The sequence below is a fragment of the Bacteroides sp. AM16-13 genome (assembly GCF_003602705.1).
GTDB lineage: Bacteria > Bacteroidota > Bacteroidia > Bacteroidales > Bacteroidaceae > Bacteroides > Bacteroides xylanisolvens.
The window spans coordinates 74,482-91,754 of record NZ_QTLK01000022.1; the positions used below are offsets into that span (position 1 = coordinate 74,482).

Consider the following 17,273-nt stretch of genomic DNA (forward strand, 5'->3'; position numbering starts at 1 on the left):
AAAACTATTCATAAACAAGTTATTAAATGCAGAAAGTTAGTACCTTTGAAACACTTACATGTCTATAATAATATAATAAAGTATGAAACAGAGCATAAAAGAGCGAGTGCATGCACTGCGCATGACCTTTCATCCCAATTCTATCAAAGCGTTCATTATTCCCAGCACCGACCCTCATCTTAGTGAATATGTGGCTCCCCACTGGATGTCACGCGAGTGGATTTCCGGTTTTACTGGTTCTGCCGGAACAGCGGTCATCCTGATGGATAAAGCAGGATTATGGACCGACTCACGTTATTTTCTGCAAGCTACGAAGGAATTGGAGGGCAGCGGCATTACCTTATATAAAGAGATGCTGCCGGAGACTCCCAGTATTACAGAATTTCTCTGCCAACACTTAAAACCTGGAGAATCTGCAAGTATCGACGGGAAAATGTTCTCTGTGCAACAGGTCGAACAGATGAAAGAAGAACTGGCGGCACATCAGTTACAGGTCGACATATTTGGAGATCCATTGAGTAGCATTTGGAAAGACCGGCCCGCCATGCCTGATTCTCCTGCCTTTATTTATGATATCAAATATGCAGGGAAAAGCTGCGAAGAGAAAATATCCGCCATCCGTACGGAGTTGAAAAAGAAAGGTGTCTATGCTTTATTCATATCCGCACTCGACGAGATCGCATGGACTCTCAATTTGCGAGGAAACGATGTACATTGCAATCCGGTCATAGTAAGTTACCTGTTAATCACACAGGATGAAGTGACTTATTTTATTTCACCGGAGAAAGTGACGGCAGAGGTAGAGACTTATCTAAAGGAACGGCAGATTGGGATACAGAAGTATGATGAGGTAGAGACATTCCTGAATTCTTTTCCGGGAAAAAACATTCTGATTGATCCACGAAAAACAAATTATTCTATCTATTCATCTATTAATCCGCAATGTTCTATTCTTCGTGGAGAGTCGCCTGTCGCATTATTGAAAGCGATTCGCAATGAGCAGGAGATCGCCGGCATCCACGCTGCCATGCAACGGGATGGAGTAGCACTCGTCAAATTCCTCAAATGGCTGGAAGAATCCGTATCTACCGGAAAAGAGACAGAATTAAGTATAGATAAAAAGTTGCATGAGTTTAGGGCTGCACAGCCTCTCTACATGGGGGAAAGTTTCGACACGATTGCAGGATATAAAGAACATGGGGCAATCGTACATTATTCGGCTACCCCAGAAAGTGATGTGACTCTTCAGCCCAGAGGGTTCTTACTCTTAGATTCAGGAGCCCAATATCTGGACGGAACCACTGACATCACCCGAACCATTGCCTTAGGCGAACTTACAGAAGAAGAAAAAACGGATTATACCCTTATATTAAAAGGACACATCGCGTTGGCTATGGCCAAATTCCCTGCCGGAACCCGTGGAGCCCAGCTCGATGTACTAGCTCGTATGCCTATCTGGAACCACAGAATGAATTTTCTTCATGGCACAGGACATGGCGTCGGACATTTCCTGAGTGTACACGAAGGTCCGCAAAGCATTCGTATGAATGAGAATCCTGTCATTTTGCAGCCCGGCATGGTTACTTCCAATGAACCTGGTGTTTATAAAGCAGGCAGTCACGGGATACGTACGGAGAACCTGACGTTGGTTTGCAAAGATGGAGAGGGAATGTTTGGAGAATATCTTAAGTTTGAAACTATCACTTTATGCCCAATCTGCAAAAAAGGGATCATCAAGGAGATGCTGACAAATGAAGAAATTGAATGGTTAAACAATTACCATCAGACTGTCTACGAGAAGTTGTCACCGGATCTTAACGAAGAAGAAAAAGTTTGGTTACAAGAGGCGACTGCTTCCCTTTAAACAGAACTTGTCTGACACCCGGGTGTCAAGCATACTGAGACCCGGGTGTCAGACTATCCAAGACCCGGGTCTCAGCCATCACGACACCCGGGTGTCGTACAACATAGAACTGCATTAAATAAAAAACTTTATTAGAAACAAATATTATATGGCTTTAATTAAATCAGTACGGGGTTTTGCTCCCGAAATCGGAGAAAACTGCTTCCTCGCAGATAATGCAACTATTATAGGAGATGTAAAAATAGGAAATGATTGTAGCATTTGGTTTAATACGGTATTAAGAGGTGACGTCAACTCCATACGAATCGGCAATGGTGTCAACATTCAGGATGGAAGTGTCTTGCATACGTTATATCAGAAATCGACTATTGAAATTGGCGATCACGTATCCGTTGGGCATAATGTCACCATTCATGGGGCGACCATCAAAGATTATGCATTGGTAGGGATGGGGTCAACCGTCCTGGATCACGTCGTAGTTGGCGAAGGAGCAATCGTTGCCGCCGGTTCGCTGGTATTAAGCAATACCATCATTGAGCCGGGAAGCATTTGGGGAGGGGTACCCGCGAAATTCATTAAAAAGGTAGATCCTGAACAAGCCAAAGAACTGAATCAGAAGATTGCTCACAATTATTTGATGTATTCGCAATGGTATAAGGAAGATAAATAGCAGACTCTAACAAGTTAATAAAAACAGCGGGACATTCTAATGAAAGAACATCCCGCTGTTTTTATAAGATTTTTTATAAAGCCGTTTTTTTACAAAAAGCGAATTCATTGGATTCACCTCTTTTCGACACTATTTCCTCTAATCAAAAATTAATCATGTGCATAATCTTTTCTGTAGCTCCGGCATTACTAGTCACATAATAACCTGCATTTGTTCCGGTTTCACGCAAGAACAATTCATCTGCCAGGAAACGATCCAGCAAAGTTTTCAGTTCATCATAATCTTTGATGGAATAAGCGCCTTTTGCTTCGAGCAATTGAACGGCTTCCATAAATTTCTGATACTTCGGTCCGAAAATCACCGGAATACCATATACAGCCGCTTCCAATGTGTTATGAATACCGACTCCGAAACCACCACCGATATAAGCTATTTCGCCATAACGGTAAATAGAGGACAGCAGTCCGAAACAGTCTATAATAAGACAATCCGCTTTCAATACATTCCTTTCGTCGGCACGGGTATAGCGCACATACGGACGTTTCAATTTACCGATGATTTCAACCAGATGATTCTCGTCAATCACATGCGGAGCAATAATCAGTTTCATTTCCGGATGGTTATTGAAATATTCGAGGAATAAATCTTCGTCAGGTCCCCATGAGCTTCCGGCAACAAAAGTAAAGGAATTGGTTCCTTTAAATTTCTCTACCAACGGGAGTTCTTTAGCCTCTTCACGGATTTGTAACACGCGGTCAAAACGGGTATCTCCCACTACTGTCACACGGCTGATACCGATTTTCGACAAGTAACGTTTGGATGCCTCATTCTGAACAAACAGATGATCGAAATCTTTCAATACATTGCGATAAGTTCCACCGTACCATTTAAAGAATATTTGTTCGCGACGGAAGATAGACGATACACTATATACCGGAATACGGCGTTTGTGAAGCTCATCCAGATAATTCTTCCAAAACTCATATTTGATAAAGAACGCCATGCAAGGATTTGCAATATCCAGGAACTTTTTCACATTCCGCGGTTTATCAAACGGCAGATAGCAGACAATATCCGCCCCCCGGTAATGCTTACGCACCTCGTAACCGGAAGGAGAGAAAAATGTCAGCAATATCTTATAGTTAGGATACTTCGCACGAATCATTTCTATCAGAGGGCGCCCTTGTTCAAACTCTCCCAGTGAAGCAGCATGAAACCAAATATACTGTTCCCCTTTCTCCACTTGCTGCCGCAGGAGTTCATACACTACCCAATGCCCTTTCATCATCTTTCGGGGCTTACGGCTAAACGGAGCAGCCAAATGGACGATAAAGTCATAAATGACTATTGCCAGGTCGTAAAGCATAGTACTGTGTCGATTACTTCAAAACCTCTACCGCACGTTTCATGCGAGCTATCGTCTCCTCTTTGCCCAATACCCAGGAAATATCGAACATGTGCGGGCCTTTTCCTTCACCCACTAATGTCAGACGGAAAGCATTCATGATATTACCAGTATGATAACCTTTCTCCGCAATCCAGTCCATAACGACTTTTTCCTGTCCTTCAATACTAAAGTCTTCAATGCCGGCAATCACTTCTGCCAATTCGGTCATACATTTTGCAGAGTCTTCTTTCCAACGTTTCTTCACCGTCTTTTCATCATATTCGGTAGGAGCAACGAAGAAGAAGCTACATACGTCCCACAGTTCTTTAATGAAACTTACCCGATCTTTCATCATGCCAACCACAGTCACCACCTTTTCGAAAGGAGCTTCTACACCATGTTCTTTCAGGAAAGGCAAGAACAGTTCCGCAATTTCTTCGTTAGGTTTCTGCTGTATATATTGATGGTTGAACCATATTCCCTTTTTATAGTCGAACTTGGCACCCGACTTGCTGCAACGGTGAAGATCAAACAATTTAATCAATTCGTCCATTGACATCACTTCCTGGTCATTGCCCGGGTTCCATCCCAATAAAGCAAGGAAATTAATCACTGCTTCCGGCAGATACCCCGATTCACGATAACCTGAAGAGATTTCTCCCGATTTCGGATCGTGCCATTCCAACGGGAATACAGGGAATCCGAGACGGTCACCGTCACGTTTGCTTAATTTTCCATTACCCTCCGGTTTCAGCAATAAAGGCAGGTGGGCAAATTCCGGCATTGTATCTTCCCAGCCGAAAGCACGGTACAACAACACATGCAAAGGAGCGGAAGGCAGCCATTCTTCACCACGAATCACGTGGGAAACTCCCATCAAATGGTCGTCCACGATATTTGCCAGATGGTAAGTCGGCAGTTCATCAGCCGATTTATAAAGCACTTTATCATCCAGAATGGATGAGTTGATAATAACTTCGCCACGAATCAGGTCATTCACATGTACGTCTTCATTCGGTTCGATTTTGAAACGAACGACGTATTGTTTGCCTTCAGCAATCAGTGCATCCACTTCTTCCTTCGGCATGGTTAATGAGTTGCGCATCATTCCGCGAGTAGATGCGTCATATTGGAAGTTAGCAATTTCAGCACGCTTAGCGTCCAGTTCCTCCGGAGTATCAAAAGCGATGTATGCTTTTCCATTTTCCAGCAAAACCTGCACATATTTTTTGTAGATTTCGCGGCGCTCCGACTGGCGGTACGGACCACATTCACCACCGAAGCTCACTCCTTCATCAAAGTGGATACCCAACCACTTAAAAGATTCGAGTATATACTCTTCCGCTCCCGGAACAAACCGGTTAGAATCAGTATCTTCAATACGAAATATCAAGTCTCCGCCGTGTTGACGCGCAAATAGATAATTATACAAAGCTGTACGCACACCACCGATGTGCAGTGCTCCCGTAGGACTTGGAGCAAAACGAACTCTTACTTTTCTTTCTGCCATAATTTGGGTTAGTATAGGTAAATCGTGGCAAAATTAAACCTTTTTTTCCACACTATTGTTTTTTTTTGTACTTTTCGCAAAAATTTCAGTGGATATGGAACATTTGAAGAAGAAAAAAAGTTTTTCATGGAGAGATTTACTATATAAATCACTGCTATTTGTGGGCACTGTGACGCTGATTGTCTATTTCCTGCCACGTGACGGAAAATTCAATTACCAGTTTGACATCAATAAGCCCTGGAAATATGGGCAGCTGATCGCTACTTTCGACTTTCCTATTTATAAAGAGGATGCGGTAGTAAAAAGAGAGCAGGACAGTCTGATGGCTTTCTTCCAACCTTATTACCAACTGGATAAAAACATCGAGAAAGACGCAATCGCCAAGTTGAAAGAGAATTATCATACCAATCTGAAAGGTATTCTTCCTTCCATTGATTATTTACGGTATATCGAGCGTACCTTAAAAGAAATCTATCAGGCAGGTATCGTATCGACAGAGAATATACAACAGCTTCAAAAAGACAGCACTTCATCCGTCATGGTGATTGACGATAAACTTGCCAACCCGCAGGCTACCGAAAACATTTACACGGTAAAGAAAGCGTATGAACACCTGCTGACAGCAGACTCGACCCATTTCAACCGGGAAGTATTAAGGCAATGCGCGCTGAACGAATACATTACTCCCAACCTCACTTTTGACGAGGAGCGCACCCAGGCCGCCAAAGAGGAGATATTAAATAATTATTCCTGGGCAAACGGACTGGTAGTCAGCGGGCAGAAGATTATCGACCGTGGAGAGATCGTTAGTCCGCATACCTATAATATCCTCGAATCATTGCGCAAAGAATCCATCAAACGCAACGAGTCTATGGGACAAAACCGTTTGATTCTCGGTGGTCAGGTTCTGTTTGTGGGTATGCTGATGCTTTGTTTCATGCTTTATCTCGATTTATTCCGGAAAGACTATTATCAACGGAAAGGCAGTCTGTCGTTACTATTCACCCTGATTGTGTTCTACAGCGTCATAACGGCTTTCATGGTGACACATAATATATTTAATGTGTACATCATCCCCTACGCGATGCTGCCGATTATCATCCGTGTCTTTCTTGATTCGAGAACCGCTTTTCTGACGCATGTCATCACTATATTGATATGCTCCATCTCCTTGCGCTTCCCTCATGAGTTTATTCTGACGCAGTTGGCAGCGGGATTAGTGGCGATATTCAGCCTAAGGGAACTATCGCAGAGATCCCAGCTTTTCCGAACGGCCTTATTAGTGATACTGACTTATGCAGCCATTTATTTTGCTTTCGAACTGATGACGGAGAATGGTCTTTCCACCGACTTTTCGAAGTTGAATATACGTATGTACACTTACTTTATCATTAACGGAATCCTGTTATTATTCACTTATCCTTTATTATTCTTATTGGAAAAGACTTTCGGATTTACTTCCAATGTTACTTTGGTGGAACTTTCGAATATCAATAACGATCTTTTGCGGCAGATGTCTGAAACGGTTCCCGGAACCTTCCAACATTCCATGCAGGTGGCTAATCTGGCAGCGGAAGCCGCTATCCGCATTGGAGCAAAAAGCCAGTTAGTACGTACGGGGGCTTTGTATCACGATATCGGGAAGATGGAAAATCCGGCTTTCTTTACAGAGAATCAGTCGGGAGGGGTTAATCCGCATAAGAATTTGAATTACGAACAAAGTGCACAGGTCGTTATCAGCCATGTGACGGATGGATTGAAACTGGCGGATAAACACAATCTACCTAAAGCGGTCAAAGATTTTATCAGCACTCATCACGGACGGGGAAAAACAAAATATTTCTATATTTCCTGGAAGAACGAGCATCCGGACGAAGAGCCGAATGAAGAATTGTTCACTTACCCCGGACCGAATCCGTTTACCAAAGAGCAGGCTATCCTGATGATGGCGGATGCTGTGGAAGCTGCCTCGCGCAGTCTTCCGGAATATACGGAAGAAACAATCAGCAACCTGGTCGACAAAATTATCGACTCGCAGGTTACTGAAGGTTACTTTAAAGAATGTCCTATCACTTTCAAGGATATAGCAACTGTGAAAGCTGTATTCAAGGAAAAACTAAAGATTGCTTATCATACCCGAATCAGCTATCCGGAGTTAAAGAAGTAAGCAGGCCGGCGCAAGCGTCTTCCAACACATCGAGTACATATTCAAATCCTTCAGCCCCTCCATAATAGGGGTCGGGGACATGATCTGCAGGAATACGGGTGCAGTACTCTGTCATGCGATGAATCTTTTTCCATTCTTCGGGAGAAGGTGCTTTGTCTTTCAGGTCGTCTATATTCCGGTCGTCCATACCGATTATCAAATCAAAATGATAGAAATCTTCTATACGGACGGGGCGCGAACGATGCACCAGTTGATAACCGCGACGAGCCGCGTGAGCACGCATCCGGCTGTCCGGCAGTTCGCCCTGATGATAAGACAAGATTCCGGCGGAATCTATCACAAACTCTTTTTCCAATCCCGCTTCTTTTATCAAATGAAGCATCACGCCTTCAGCCGTAGAGCTACGGCAGATATTTCCAAGGCAGACAAACAATATCTTTTTCATAATTTCAGTTTTAACAGATTCAAGAATAAGTCAAATGATAATTTTGAGGAGTGCCCTGAAAGGGCTTAATTATATAGCGTAGGGCAACGCCCTACGTAAAAACGACAATCTGAATTTGCGCCCTGAAAGGGCATAATTGTATACAGTTCCGCCCTTTCAGGGCTTGTGGCTGGTGTGTCTTTTTCGTAGGGCGTTGCCCTACGCTATATAATTAAGCCCTTTCAGGGCACCCCAATAAATATATAAGTAAGGCTTTCAGCCTAACTGATAAATTCTCATTTAACCGATAAATTCCCATTTAACGAACAATCATTTACAATGAGTTCAGTATTTGATTTGCCCGGTTCACGGTTACTGCTGCCGGGGTTTCCGGCATACTACCCAAGTTGAACGGAGCAAGCATTTTCTCTATTTTCTTTAATCCGGCTTTATTTCCCTTTTTCTCAAATTCCTGACGGAGGATATTTATCTTCTCGTGCGCCTGAATTCCTTCAATCAAGCGTTCGAAACGGATACAGCTACGCGCTCCCGGATATACAAGATACGTATCTCCACCTGCCCAACTGCGGAAACGGGAATCGAGCAGCGGTTCCAATGGCCAGCTGTTGTATGCCCAACGCAAATAACCGTCCAGGTGTTTCTTAGAAGAATAATAACTTATCCAGACAGCTTCTGCAGGATCGGAGAAAGTAAATGTATTGGGGTGAGCTTCCGTACAGCAGGTGTAATAGTTGGTACGCTTGTTTTCTGCCACACGGCGGAGGCGTACTTCTTCGGGGAAGTTCTGTCCGATTACAATGCAGTAATCATACAAATCGGGCTCAATCTCCGCATGGTAATTTCCTGCCAACGAAACTTTAAAATCCGGATCTGCTTTACGAATCACCTTCAAGGTCTTCTGCATCACTTCCATCGGACGTTCATCCATTGCAATAGCGCAGATATCGAACCATCCTTTTTCTTTCAGGTGCTTGGAGAAAGACGAAAGCATTGCTACCCACATCTCTTCGTAAGCCTCCTCGCCCGGTGCTGTTTTCACAAATTTCAGAGAGTTGGTTGCCTGATCGTAATACTGGAATGACAACTCCCAGGGAACCATTGAATAACAGTTGATCTGTTTGTCAATGCCCACACTCATCATAAATTCTACCCAACGGTCGAAAATGGTATAGTCGAAAGACCATGTGCCGTCCGCCCGTTTCATCCAGGTAACCATTGTATCAAAATAATCTTCCGTCTGACCGTTCCAGGGTTTGTGCGTCAAAGTAGCCGTGATAATCTTTTGTCCGGCATCTGCCAGCATTTTCATCAAAGGACGCATGGCGTCTAAATGCTCCTGACTCCATAGAGGAACCTGATAGTAACGTGCCACTGCATAGGGACTTTGCCACAAATCCAAGTGGTAAGCCCACTCCGAAGGCGCCGGAAGTTCGCGAGAAGAAACCGTAATTTCCAGATTCAGGCGTTGCAACAGACGAGAGCCGTCGTTGATTAGCAACTCCCCTTTATACGTTCCGGGAACAGCCGATTGAGGAATCCAACATTGCACCCAGACAGGTTGAACTGTGCGGGCAGGCAAAGCCATCGTTTTCAGATTGGTATCAATCGGATCGGCCACTAATAATGAATCATAATCCACCGCTTTCCGATGTCCGCAAGCACCTCTGCCGTCTTTGTTCAATTCGTCCGTCATCACATAACGAACAAAACCGCCGGTGAATGCATCTTGGGGAAGAACGTTTCCTTTCTTGTCTTTGAAATCACCAAAGCTGAAATTCAGGTCTTTCAGTTCTACACCTGTCCATACAACCGCTTGCGCGTTCACACGTTCACCACGCCAGCCTTTCAAAGCAACCGTTTGCTGGTTCTTCAACCGGGGAAGCCCGTGTTTTGCGTACCGGACGTCTGTTGTACCCCAAGACACTTGTGTTGTTGTCACTGCCGCCCATTCTTTATCAGACGGCGCAGCAGGGTCGGGCAATTCCTGATAAGTCAGTAAAGGGAACTTCGGTTGTCCTGTCGGAACACCACATTGAGTGACTCCTTGCTGGGCAAAAACTGCGCCTACGCTAAAGAGACAAGTCAGGGAAAAAATAGAAAGTCGTTTCATGGTTAGTTAATTAAATGATTAAAGGTTTTTATTAGGGGGAAAAAATATTCAATCACATGGGGTCTACATCATAATAGACAATCAAAGATTTATAGCGTTCATCTTCCAACATCTCCCGTTGGATGCGCAACATCAACTCCCGGGCACGTCCCATCGGAGCGTTCTGCTCAATCTTGACGACAATCTTTTTGATAAACAACGTTTGGATACGGGCAACAGGAGGTTTATCCGGCCCCAACACCCGATTGCCAAATACCGCCCGCAGCTTATCCGCCATCACTACCGCCATCTGATCCAGCAATGCTTCATTATGATTTTTCAGATAAACATATACCAACCGGTAATAAGGAGGATAATGGAACATCTGCCGTTCCGCCAACTGCCCGCCTACCATGTCTTCATAATCATTGGCAATGACCTGATGAATGATAGGATGCTCGATGCTCTTGGTTTGCAGCACCACCCTACCCCGCTTGTTCTTACGTCCGGCACGTCCCGCTACTTGCGCCATCAACTGGAAAGCCCGTTCATAGGAACGGAAATCCGGATAATTCAGCATCGTATCGGCATTCAGTATACCTACAATACTGACATGATCGAAATCCAATCCTTTCGAAACCATCTGCGTACCGATCAATATATCCGTCTTTCCCTGTTCGAAATCCGCAATAATCTTTTCATAAGCAGAGCGGGTGCGTGTGGTATCCAAGTCCATTCGTGCCACTGCCGCTTCGGGAAAAAGAATTTTAATGTCATCTTCAATCTTTTCCGTACCAAAGCCACGGTTCACCAGTTCCGTACCTTCGCAGGCAGGGCAGGATTTCGGCAGTTGGTAGGTATAACCGCAATAATGACAGGTTAGCTGATTGATTCCTTTATGATAGGTAAGGCTCACGTCGCAATTCTTACACTTGGGCACCCAACCGCAGGTACGACACTCCACCATCGGAGCAAACCCACGACGGTTCTGAAAGAGAATCACTTGCTCTTCCTGTTCCAAAGCCTCTTTCATGTATTGTATCAAGAGCGGTGAGAATTGTCCCACCATCCTCTTTTTGCGATGCAATTCCTTTATATCCACCGGAATAATCTCCGGCAATTGAATTTCTTTATATCGTTCTTTCAGTTGTACAAAACCATATTTCCCCTCCCCTGCATTCTGCCACGACTCGATAGAGGGGGTAGCCGTTCCCAACAAAGTTTTAGCTCCGTACATGGCAGCCAGTACAATCGCTGCGCTACGGGCATGATAGCGGGGAGCAGGATCTTGTTGCTTATACGTATTTTCGTGCTCTTCGTCCACAATCACCAATCCCAGATTTCGGAAAGGAAGAAACACGGAAGAGCGAACACCCAGGATAATATCATACCCATTCTCTCCCAGTTGTTTCCGCCATATTTCAACCCGTTCGGCATCGGGGAATTTAGAATGGTAGATCCCCAGGCGAGCACCGAAGACACGTTGCAGACGCTCTGTAATTTGAGTAGTCAAGGCAATCTCCGGCAACAAATATAAGACTTGTTTTCCCTGACGAATCGTTTCTTCGATCAGATGAATATACACTTCCGTCTTCCCACTGGACGTTACTCCATGAAGCAGACACACGTTTTTCTCCTGGAAAGACTGAACGATTTCATCATGTGCCCGTTGCTGAAACTCGTTCAAGGCGTTCAGCTCGACCACTTCTTTCTCCTGTTTATTCAACCGTCCGATTTCGTGATAGTAGATTTCGAAAATCTTCTTATCCACCAGTCCGTTCAGTACCGAAGGGGCCACATTAGCCCGTTGCAACAATTCTTTCTTGGAGACTTCTTTCGGAGTTCCGGTTCCTAAAATACCTGAATACTCTACATACTTCATGAGCAACGCCAGTTGCTTCGGAGCACGAGACAGAATATCAAACAGAATATGGAGTTGCTTTTCATCTGCTGTACCCGCAAGCCGTACTCGTGCCTCTGTCTTAGGCTTATAAGTACGTTTCAATTCTTCCTTTACAAAAATAGCTTCTTTATCGAGCAGGGACTTGATGGCAGTAAGAATGTTTTTTATGCCGCTATCTTTCTCCAGTTTAGTGACAGACTGCTGCGTATCTACGGCAAGTAAATCCAAAATGCGTTGTTCCCGTTCCGGCAATGGCGCATCCGCCTCAAAATCGGGATTATATTCAACAATCGTTTCACTCTCCAGCTTCAGGCCGGAAGGAAGTGCCGCTTTATACACATCTCCCTGTGTACAGAGATAGTAATCGGCTATCCATTCCCAAAATTTGAACTGAACGGGTAGTAAAATGGGAGAAGCATCCAGCAATGCAGATATATCTTTCACTTCGTACTCCGTTGGAGCACAATAATGAACGTTAAGGACGATAGCCGTATAAAACTTCTTTCGCCCGAAAGGAACTACCACACGGCAGCCTATCTTCACATCTTCCGCACATTCGTCCGGCAAAGAGTAAGTGAAACTCTTCGGAAGCGGAAGCGGTAATATGACATCTACATATTTTTTCATTGCAGGTACAAAAATACAATAAAAAAATGGGGAATGAAAAAGAAGGAAGAGAGAACACTCAAAAGAAAAACGCTTCTTAAGGCAGGATTGGGCAGAAACAGTTTCGAGGCTGCAACAGGGCAGCCCCCGAACAAAAAAAGAGTTCCCGTTCACCGGAAACTCTTTTTTATATACGATGTAAAATGACAGACTATTTAAAAAATATAGGCAACAGATACCTGCCAAGTCTTAGTCTTATAAGAACCATCTATTCCTTCAAATTTGGCAGTGTCTCCCAACGGGATGTTATAATTGGCACCAACCTGCAAATGATTGAGCAATTTCACACCCGCGCCAACGTTAATGCCGACTTCGGCTTTCTTCTTGTCAGTTTTTACGCCTTCAATCGTTTTATTTCCCGCAAAATCGAAATAAAAATCAGGACCTGCAGCGAAATAAATACCAGCCATACTTCCCAAACCGATTGTATATTTCAGGTTTACAGGAATATCAATACCGTTTTGCTTTACAGTATAATCCTCGTTTCCTTCAGAAACCTTTATACCTCTTTGAGCAAAAAGCAAAGCAGCATCTACTCCCAACCCTACGATTGGAATATTAAACTCGGCCATCGGACCAATAAAGAAACCGGTAAAATTATCCTTCTTAAAGTTTTCGCTCACATTAGAGAAACTCGCCTTCGACAAGTTCAAACCTCCTTTTACACCAAAGTGTATTTGCGCCTGGGCAGGCATCGCCATACCGATACATACGGCAATCATTAAAGCACCAAAAATCTTTTTCATAAATTTACGTGTTTATAATTCGGGACAAAGATATATAATTAGAATAAATAAACACAATTTATCGGTTTTTTGTTCGCTCAAAGTCGCTGTTGTTCACTTAATCCGACGCCCATACCTTTATATTTGCTCTTTTGAAGATTGAACTTACAATAGAGCATCAGTTTCATCTAACACTCACAGACTAATAAGAAATTCTTATTAGTTCAATTTTCATCCTATCTATCATCTATAAATCTTGGGAAAATGATAGTTAATCAAATTTACTTCCTGATTATCATACATAACCTTTTCAGCCAACACGTACGGCAAGTGGTCTGCTCCAATGCAAGTTCTTTTTCTAAATGCCGCACCCGGTCACATTGCTTCAACCATTTGCCCTGCAGTGCATCATACAAAAATTTAGCTCCTTTATACATGGTGATTTCCTTATCTTGTTTGCCTAAAAGTGATGCGTATATTGAACAGACTTGAGATTTATCCATGCAATATCGTTCCAACTTTTCGATATACATCAATGTAATCCCCTTTTTATTTCGGTTGATAAAATCCTGAATACTTTCATCGTCGATGATGTCGATGTCAGCTCTTTGGTAGTCCACGGTGATTTCTCTTATCTCTATCAAGACCCAAATATATTCTGTCTCGAATCCGTACTTTGCAGCCGCTTCTTCTATACTAATCCATTGTGCCATAGCGTTTGTTCTTTTATGTGTGATACAATAAGGGATGAATAATGTTTTATTCATGTATATTAGCACAACGAGCATCCACTCTTTTTGCAGTCCGCCGGATGGAGATTGGCTAGGTTAAATTGTGGGGTAATTGATAACCGGCCGAATACAAGAAAGACGCAGATGCTGCTGTACCATTATCCACTTTCAAGGCTAGCTAAACCGACCAGAGAACAATGATAACAGCAGACACCCACGTCAATCGTTTATATATAACACATCTTTTACGAATATGTTGATATACATCCGTTCACGTGGAGTATCTACCGTATCATCTCCCTCTGTTTGAATTAGCTATTTCTGAAAGTGAGAGATAATACGCTTTTACTCCATATAGGAAATAAAAACCGCTTCCTGCCTGTTTCATCACGCTGATGGGCTGAAAGCGTATGACAAAGATATATGTTTTTTTTGAAAGGTAGCAGAAATATGGAAATAAATATAGGAAGTTCTGTATTAAAATGAATTTGATAAAATATAATCCTGTTTCTTATTTCTGATTACTGAAATCCGTCACCAATAAAAATAAATAAGCAATTTTACTCTCATACTCTCATCAATCGTTTGAAAAGCCTTTATTCATCGGAGTTACAGGTATGAGAGTAAGTATGATAGTAAGATGAGAGTAACTTTTACTCTCACCATGCCTCACACCAAGACAGAACCATTATCTTCTGACATACAGTACATTATCTACTATTACCAAAAGTATTAACAGCTATAGCATCAAGTATTAACTCCCTAAAAATCATATATTAATAGTGCGAAAATCAGGTATTAATGCATGGGAAACAGTATAATAACACCTATATTAGTAGTGACAATAAAAGCATTATAGATAAACTTATAACCAAGCTACCATCATCTTTCTACCATTTAAGCAGTGAATGTTCGTTAAAACACGAATATAGGATTTGCTTTTTATAGCATTGTTCGTATATTTGCGAACATTAAATAAAAGAGAAACTAATGTATGGAACAGCAGGAACAGATTGCTCGTTTTGCTAAAGCGTTGGGGCATCCCACCAGAATAGCAATACTTAATTTTCTTGCAAGGCAAGAAAGCTGTTATTTTGGGGACATCCACGATGAGTTGCCAATCGCTAAAGCAACCGTTTCCCAGCATCTAAAAGAATTAAAAGACGCTGGACTGATACAGGGTGAAATAGAAACGCCCAAAGTGAAATATTGCATAAACCGTGAAAACTGGGAAATAGCCAGACAGTTGTTCGCCCAATTCTTTTGCGATTGCGCTTCTAAAAAAGGTGCTTGCTGTGAATAGCAGCCCCTTTTTTAGACTTATTGTTCGTTGTTTTGCGAATTACGTTTAATATATAAAATAGAAAATATGGAAATTAAAGTTTTGGGTACAGGCTGCGCAAATTGTAAAGCTCTGTACGTAACAGTAGAACAGGCTGTAAGAGATCTAAATTTAGATGCTACGTTAGTTAAAGAGGAAGATATTTTAAAGATTATGGAGTATAATATCCTTAGTTTGCCGGCATTAGTGATTGACGAAAAGATCGTTTCCGCCGGAAGAAAATTATCCTTAGCCGAAGTAAAAGAACTATTGAAACAATAACTTAGAAACACTGTACCTATGAAACATTTATTTTTGATTGCTATCAGCTTACTCCTGTTTTCTTGTAGCGGGAAGCCAAAAACAGAAAATAAACAAGAGGTTTCCGCACAAGGAGATCGTGTAGAAGTAATCTACTTTCATGGAAAACAACGGTGTGTTACCTGCCGTGCGATTGAGCAACTGACGAATGAAGTGTTGGAAGCCACTTTCAGAAATCAAATCGATAAAGGGGCAGTTGTGTATAAGGTTATAGATATTTCAGATCCGCAAAATGAAGCGATTACGGATAAATATGAGGTGACATGGTCGTCTTTGTATATAAACGGCTGGAAGGGAGGAAAAGAAACTGTTAATAACATGACTGAATTTTCTTTTGCCAACGCAAAGGGGTCACCGGACATATTCAAAGAAGGTATAAAGAACAAAATAAATGAACTGCTAAAATAACTATTATATGGATTTTCTTCAAAATCTTCTGGATAATAGTAATATCCCGGTAATAACCGCTTTCCTGCTCGGTTTGCTTACAGCCATAAGTCCTTGCCCTTTAGCTACCAATATAACTGCGATAGGCTTTATCAGTAAGGATATAGGCAACCGGAACAAGATTTTTTTAGGAGGATTGCTTTATACCTTGGGGCGTGTTGTGGCTTATACGGTTTTAGGGATCATCCTGATTTCTATATTGAAAGAGGGATCAAGCATGTTTTCCTTGCAAAAAGGTATAAGTAAATATGGTGAGATACTAATCGCTCCGGTCTTGATATTTGTAGGGGTATTCATGCTTTTCGGAGATCGTTTGAATTTACCTAAATTCGGATTTTCGGGAACAGGAAAGGCGGAAAAACTGAAAGGCAATTTAGGCAGCCTTTTGCTTGGAGTGCTTTTCGCTCTGGCATTTTGCCCTACCAGCGGACTGTTTTACTTCGGGATGCTTATACCGATGTCGGCAGCAGAACCGGGAGGCTACCTTTTGCCTATTGTCTATGCGGTAGCCACCGGCCTGCCCGTTATTCTGGTAGCTTGGATTTTGGCGTATAGCGTTGCCGGGATAGGCAAATTCTACAACCGCATACAGGTATTTCAGAAATGGTTTAACAGAGTGGTCGCTGTTTTGTTTATCGCAGTCGGCATTTATTACGCATATATCAATTACTTATAAATTAAATAAAAACAGAATATGAAAAGAATCGAGATTTTTGATCCGGCAATGTGTTGTCCTACCGGATTGTGTGGCCCGAATATCAATCCTGACCTTATGAGGATTGCAGCCGTACTGGAAACCCTCAAAAGACAGGGGATCGTTGTCGAGCGTCATAATTTACGGGACGAGCCGCAGCTTTATGTCAGCAATAAAACGGTTAACGATTATTTGATGAAAGAAGGTGCGGAAGGCTTGCCAATCACCATAGTAGAGGGGAAAATCGTGGTAACAAAAGGTTATCCGACCAATAAGCAGTTGAGCGAGTGGACAGGCATTCAGTTAGACATTATTCCAATTATCAACCAATGA

General features: G+C 42.7%; 16 protein-coding genes. 9 read left to right on the forward strand and 7 right to left on the reverse strand.

All coding sequences use genetic code 11. The features are described 5' to 3' along the window. Window positions 1-82: 82 nt before the first annotated feature. Both DW173_RS17265 and DW173_RS17270 read left to right on the forward strand, forming a co-directional pair. Window positions 83-1,864 (forward strand): aminopeptidase P family protein, encoded by a 1,782-nt coding sequence (locus DW173_RS17265; protein WP_087322647.1) that lies wholly within the window; start codon window positions 83-85, stop codon window positions 1,862-1,864. A 148-nt stretch (window positions 1,865-2,012) separates the two neighbouring features. Next, window positions 2,013-2,534, forward strand: a complete 522-nt coding sequence (locus DW173_RS17270) for a gamma carbonic anhydrase family protein (protein ID WP_118407974.1) — start codon at window positions 2,013-2,015, stop codon at window positions 2,532-2,534. Window positions 2,535-2,676: 142 nt separating this feature from the next. Here DW173_RS17270 and DW173_RS17275 read toward each other — a convergent pair whose 3' ends face one another. Together DW173_RS17275 and gltX are read right to left on the reverse strand one after the other, a co-directional pair. Further along, window positions 2,677-3,900: a 3-deoxy-D-manno-octulosonic acid transferase gene (locus tag DW173_RS17275; RefSeq protein WP_008023052.1), complete on the reverse strand. Its 1,224-nt coding sequence runs from the start codon at window positions 3,898-3,900 to the stop codon at window positions 2,677-2,679. A 13-nt stretch (window positions 3,901-3,913) separates the two neighbouring features. Beyond that, window positions 3,914-5,431 carry a glutamate--tRNA ligase gene (gene gltX, locus DW173_RS17280; protein WP_008645735.1) on the reverse strand — a complete coding sequence of 506 codons (1,518 nt, stop codon included), beginning with the start codon at window positions 5,429-5,431 and terminating at the stop codon, window positions 3,914-3,916. Between the two features lie 94 nt (window positions 5,432-5,525). On the opposite strand from gltX, the gene DW173_RS17285 reads away from it, so the two are divergent. Beyond that, window positions 5,526-7,598: an HD family phosphohydrolase gene (locus DW173_RS17285; RefSeq protein ID WP_009040594.1), complete on the forward strand. Its 2,073-nt coding sequence runs from the start codon at window positions 5,526-5,528 to the stop codon at window positions 7,596-7,598. Here the strand turns inward: DW173_RS17285 and DW173_RS17290 are convergent. The 3 genes from DW173_RS17290 to priA form a co-directional block, all read right to left on the reverse strand. After that, the gene (locus DW173_RS17290) at window positions 7,573-8,043 is read right to left on the reverse strand and encodes a low molecular weight protein-tyrosine-phosphatase (protein WP_004313447.1); all 471 of its coding nucleotides are present in this window, start codon (window positions 8,041-8,043) and stop codon (window positions 7,573-7,575) included. The genes DW173_RS17285 and DW173_RS17290 overlap by 26 nt on opposite strands. Before the next feature lie 313 nt (window positions 8,044-8,356). Beyond that, window positions 8,357-10,153 (reverse strand): DUF4091 domain-containing protein, encoded by a 1,797-nt coding sequence (locus DW173_RS17295; RefSeq protein WP_120144861.1) that lies wholly within the window; start codon window positions 10,151-10,153, stop codon window positions 8,357-8,359. Between the two features lie 52 nt (window positions 10,154-10,205). Next, on the reverse strand, window positions 10,206-12,662 hold the full coding sequence (priA, locus tag DW173_RS17300; RefSeq protein WP_120144862.1) for a primosomal protein N': 2,457 nt from the start codon (window positions 12,660-12,662) through the stop codon (window positions 10,206-10,208). Window positions 12,663-12,695: 33 nt separating this feature from the next. Here priA and DW173_RS23850 point away from each other — a divergent pair, with 33 nt between their 5' ends. Next, window positions 12,696-12,848, forward strand: coding sequence for a hypothetical protein (locus tag DW173_RS23850; protein ID WP_153882614.1), 153 nt, complete (start codon window positions 12,696-12,698; stop codon window positions 12,846-12,848). Between the two features lie 8 nt (window positions 12,849-12,856). On the opposite strand, the gene DW173_RS17305 is transcribed toward DW173_RS23850, so the two are convergent. Continuing rightward, on the reverse strand, window positions 12,857-13,447 hold the full coding sequence (locus DW173_RS17305) for a porin family protein (RefSeq protein WP_120144863.1): 591 nt from the start codon (window positions 13,445-13,447) through the stop codon (window positions 12,857-12,859). 260 nt (window positions 13,448-13,707) lie between these two features. Next, window positions 13,708-14,139 (reverse strand): hypothetical protein, encoded by a 432-nt coding sequence (locus tag DW173_RS17310; RefSeq protein ID WP_008645724.1) that lies wholly within the window; start codon window positions 14,137-14,139, stop codon window positions 13,708-13,710. Window positions 14,140-15,151: 1,012 nt separating this feature from the next. Here DW173_RS17310 and DW173_RS17315 point away from each other — a divergent pair. The 5 genes from DW173_RS17315 (at window position 15,152) to arsD (ending at window position 17,273) form a co-directional block, all read left to right on the forward strand. After that, window positions 15,152-15,460: an ArsR/SmtB family transcription factor gene (locus tag DW173_RS17315; protein WP_008023058.1), complete on the forward strand. Its 309-nt coding sequence runs from the start codon at window positions 15,152-15,154 to the stop codon at window positions 15,458-15,460. A 66-nt stretch (window positions 15,461-15,526) separates the two neighbouring features. Continuing rightward, window positions 15,527-15,760, forward strand: coding sequence for a thioredoxin family protein (locus tag DW173_RS17320; protein WP_008023059.1), 234 nt, complete (start codon window positions 15,527-15,529; stop codon window positions 15,758-15,760). An 18-nt stretch (window positions 15,761-15,778) separates the two neighbouring features. Continuing rightward, the gene (locus tag DW173_RS17325; protein WP_120144864.1) at window positions 15,779-16,207 is read left to right on the forward strand and encodes a nitrophenyl compound nitroreductase subunit ArsF family protein; all 429 of its coding nucleotides are present in this window, start codon (window positions 15,779-15,781) and stop codon (window positions 16,205-16,207) included. Between the two features lie 7 nt (window positions 16,208-16,214). After that, window positions 16,215-16,922 (forward strand): aromatic aminobenezylarsenical efflux permease ArsG family transporter, encoded by a 708-nt coding sequence (locus DW173_RS17330; RefSeq protein ID WP_008023061.1) that lies wholly within the window; start codon window positions 16,215-16,217, stop codon window positions 16,920-16,922. A gap of 18 nt (window positions 16,923-16,940) precedes the next feature. Then, window positions 16,941-17,273, forward strand: coding sequence for an arsenite efflux transporter metallochaperone ArsD (gene arsD / locus DW173_RS17335; RefSeq protein WP_120144865.1), 333 nt, complete (start codon window positions 16,941-16,943; stop codon window positions 17,271-17,273).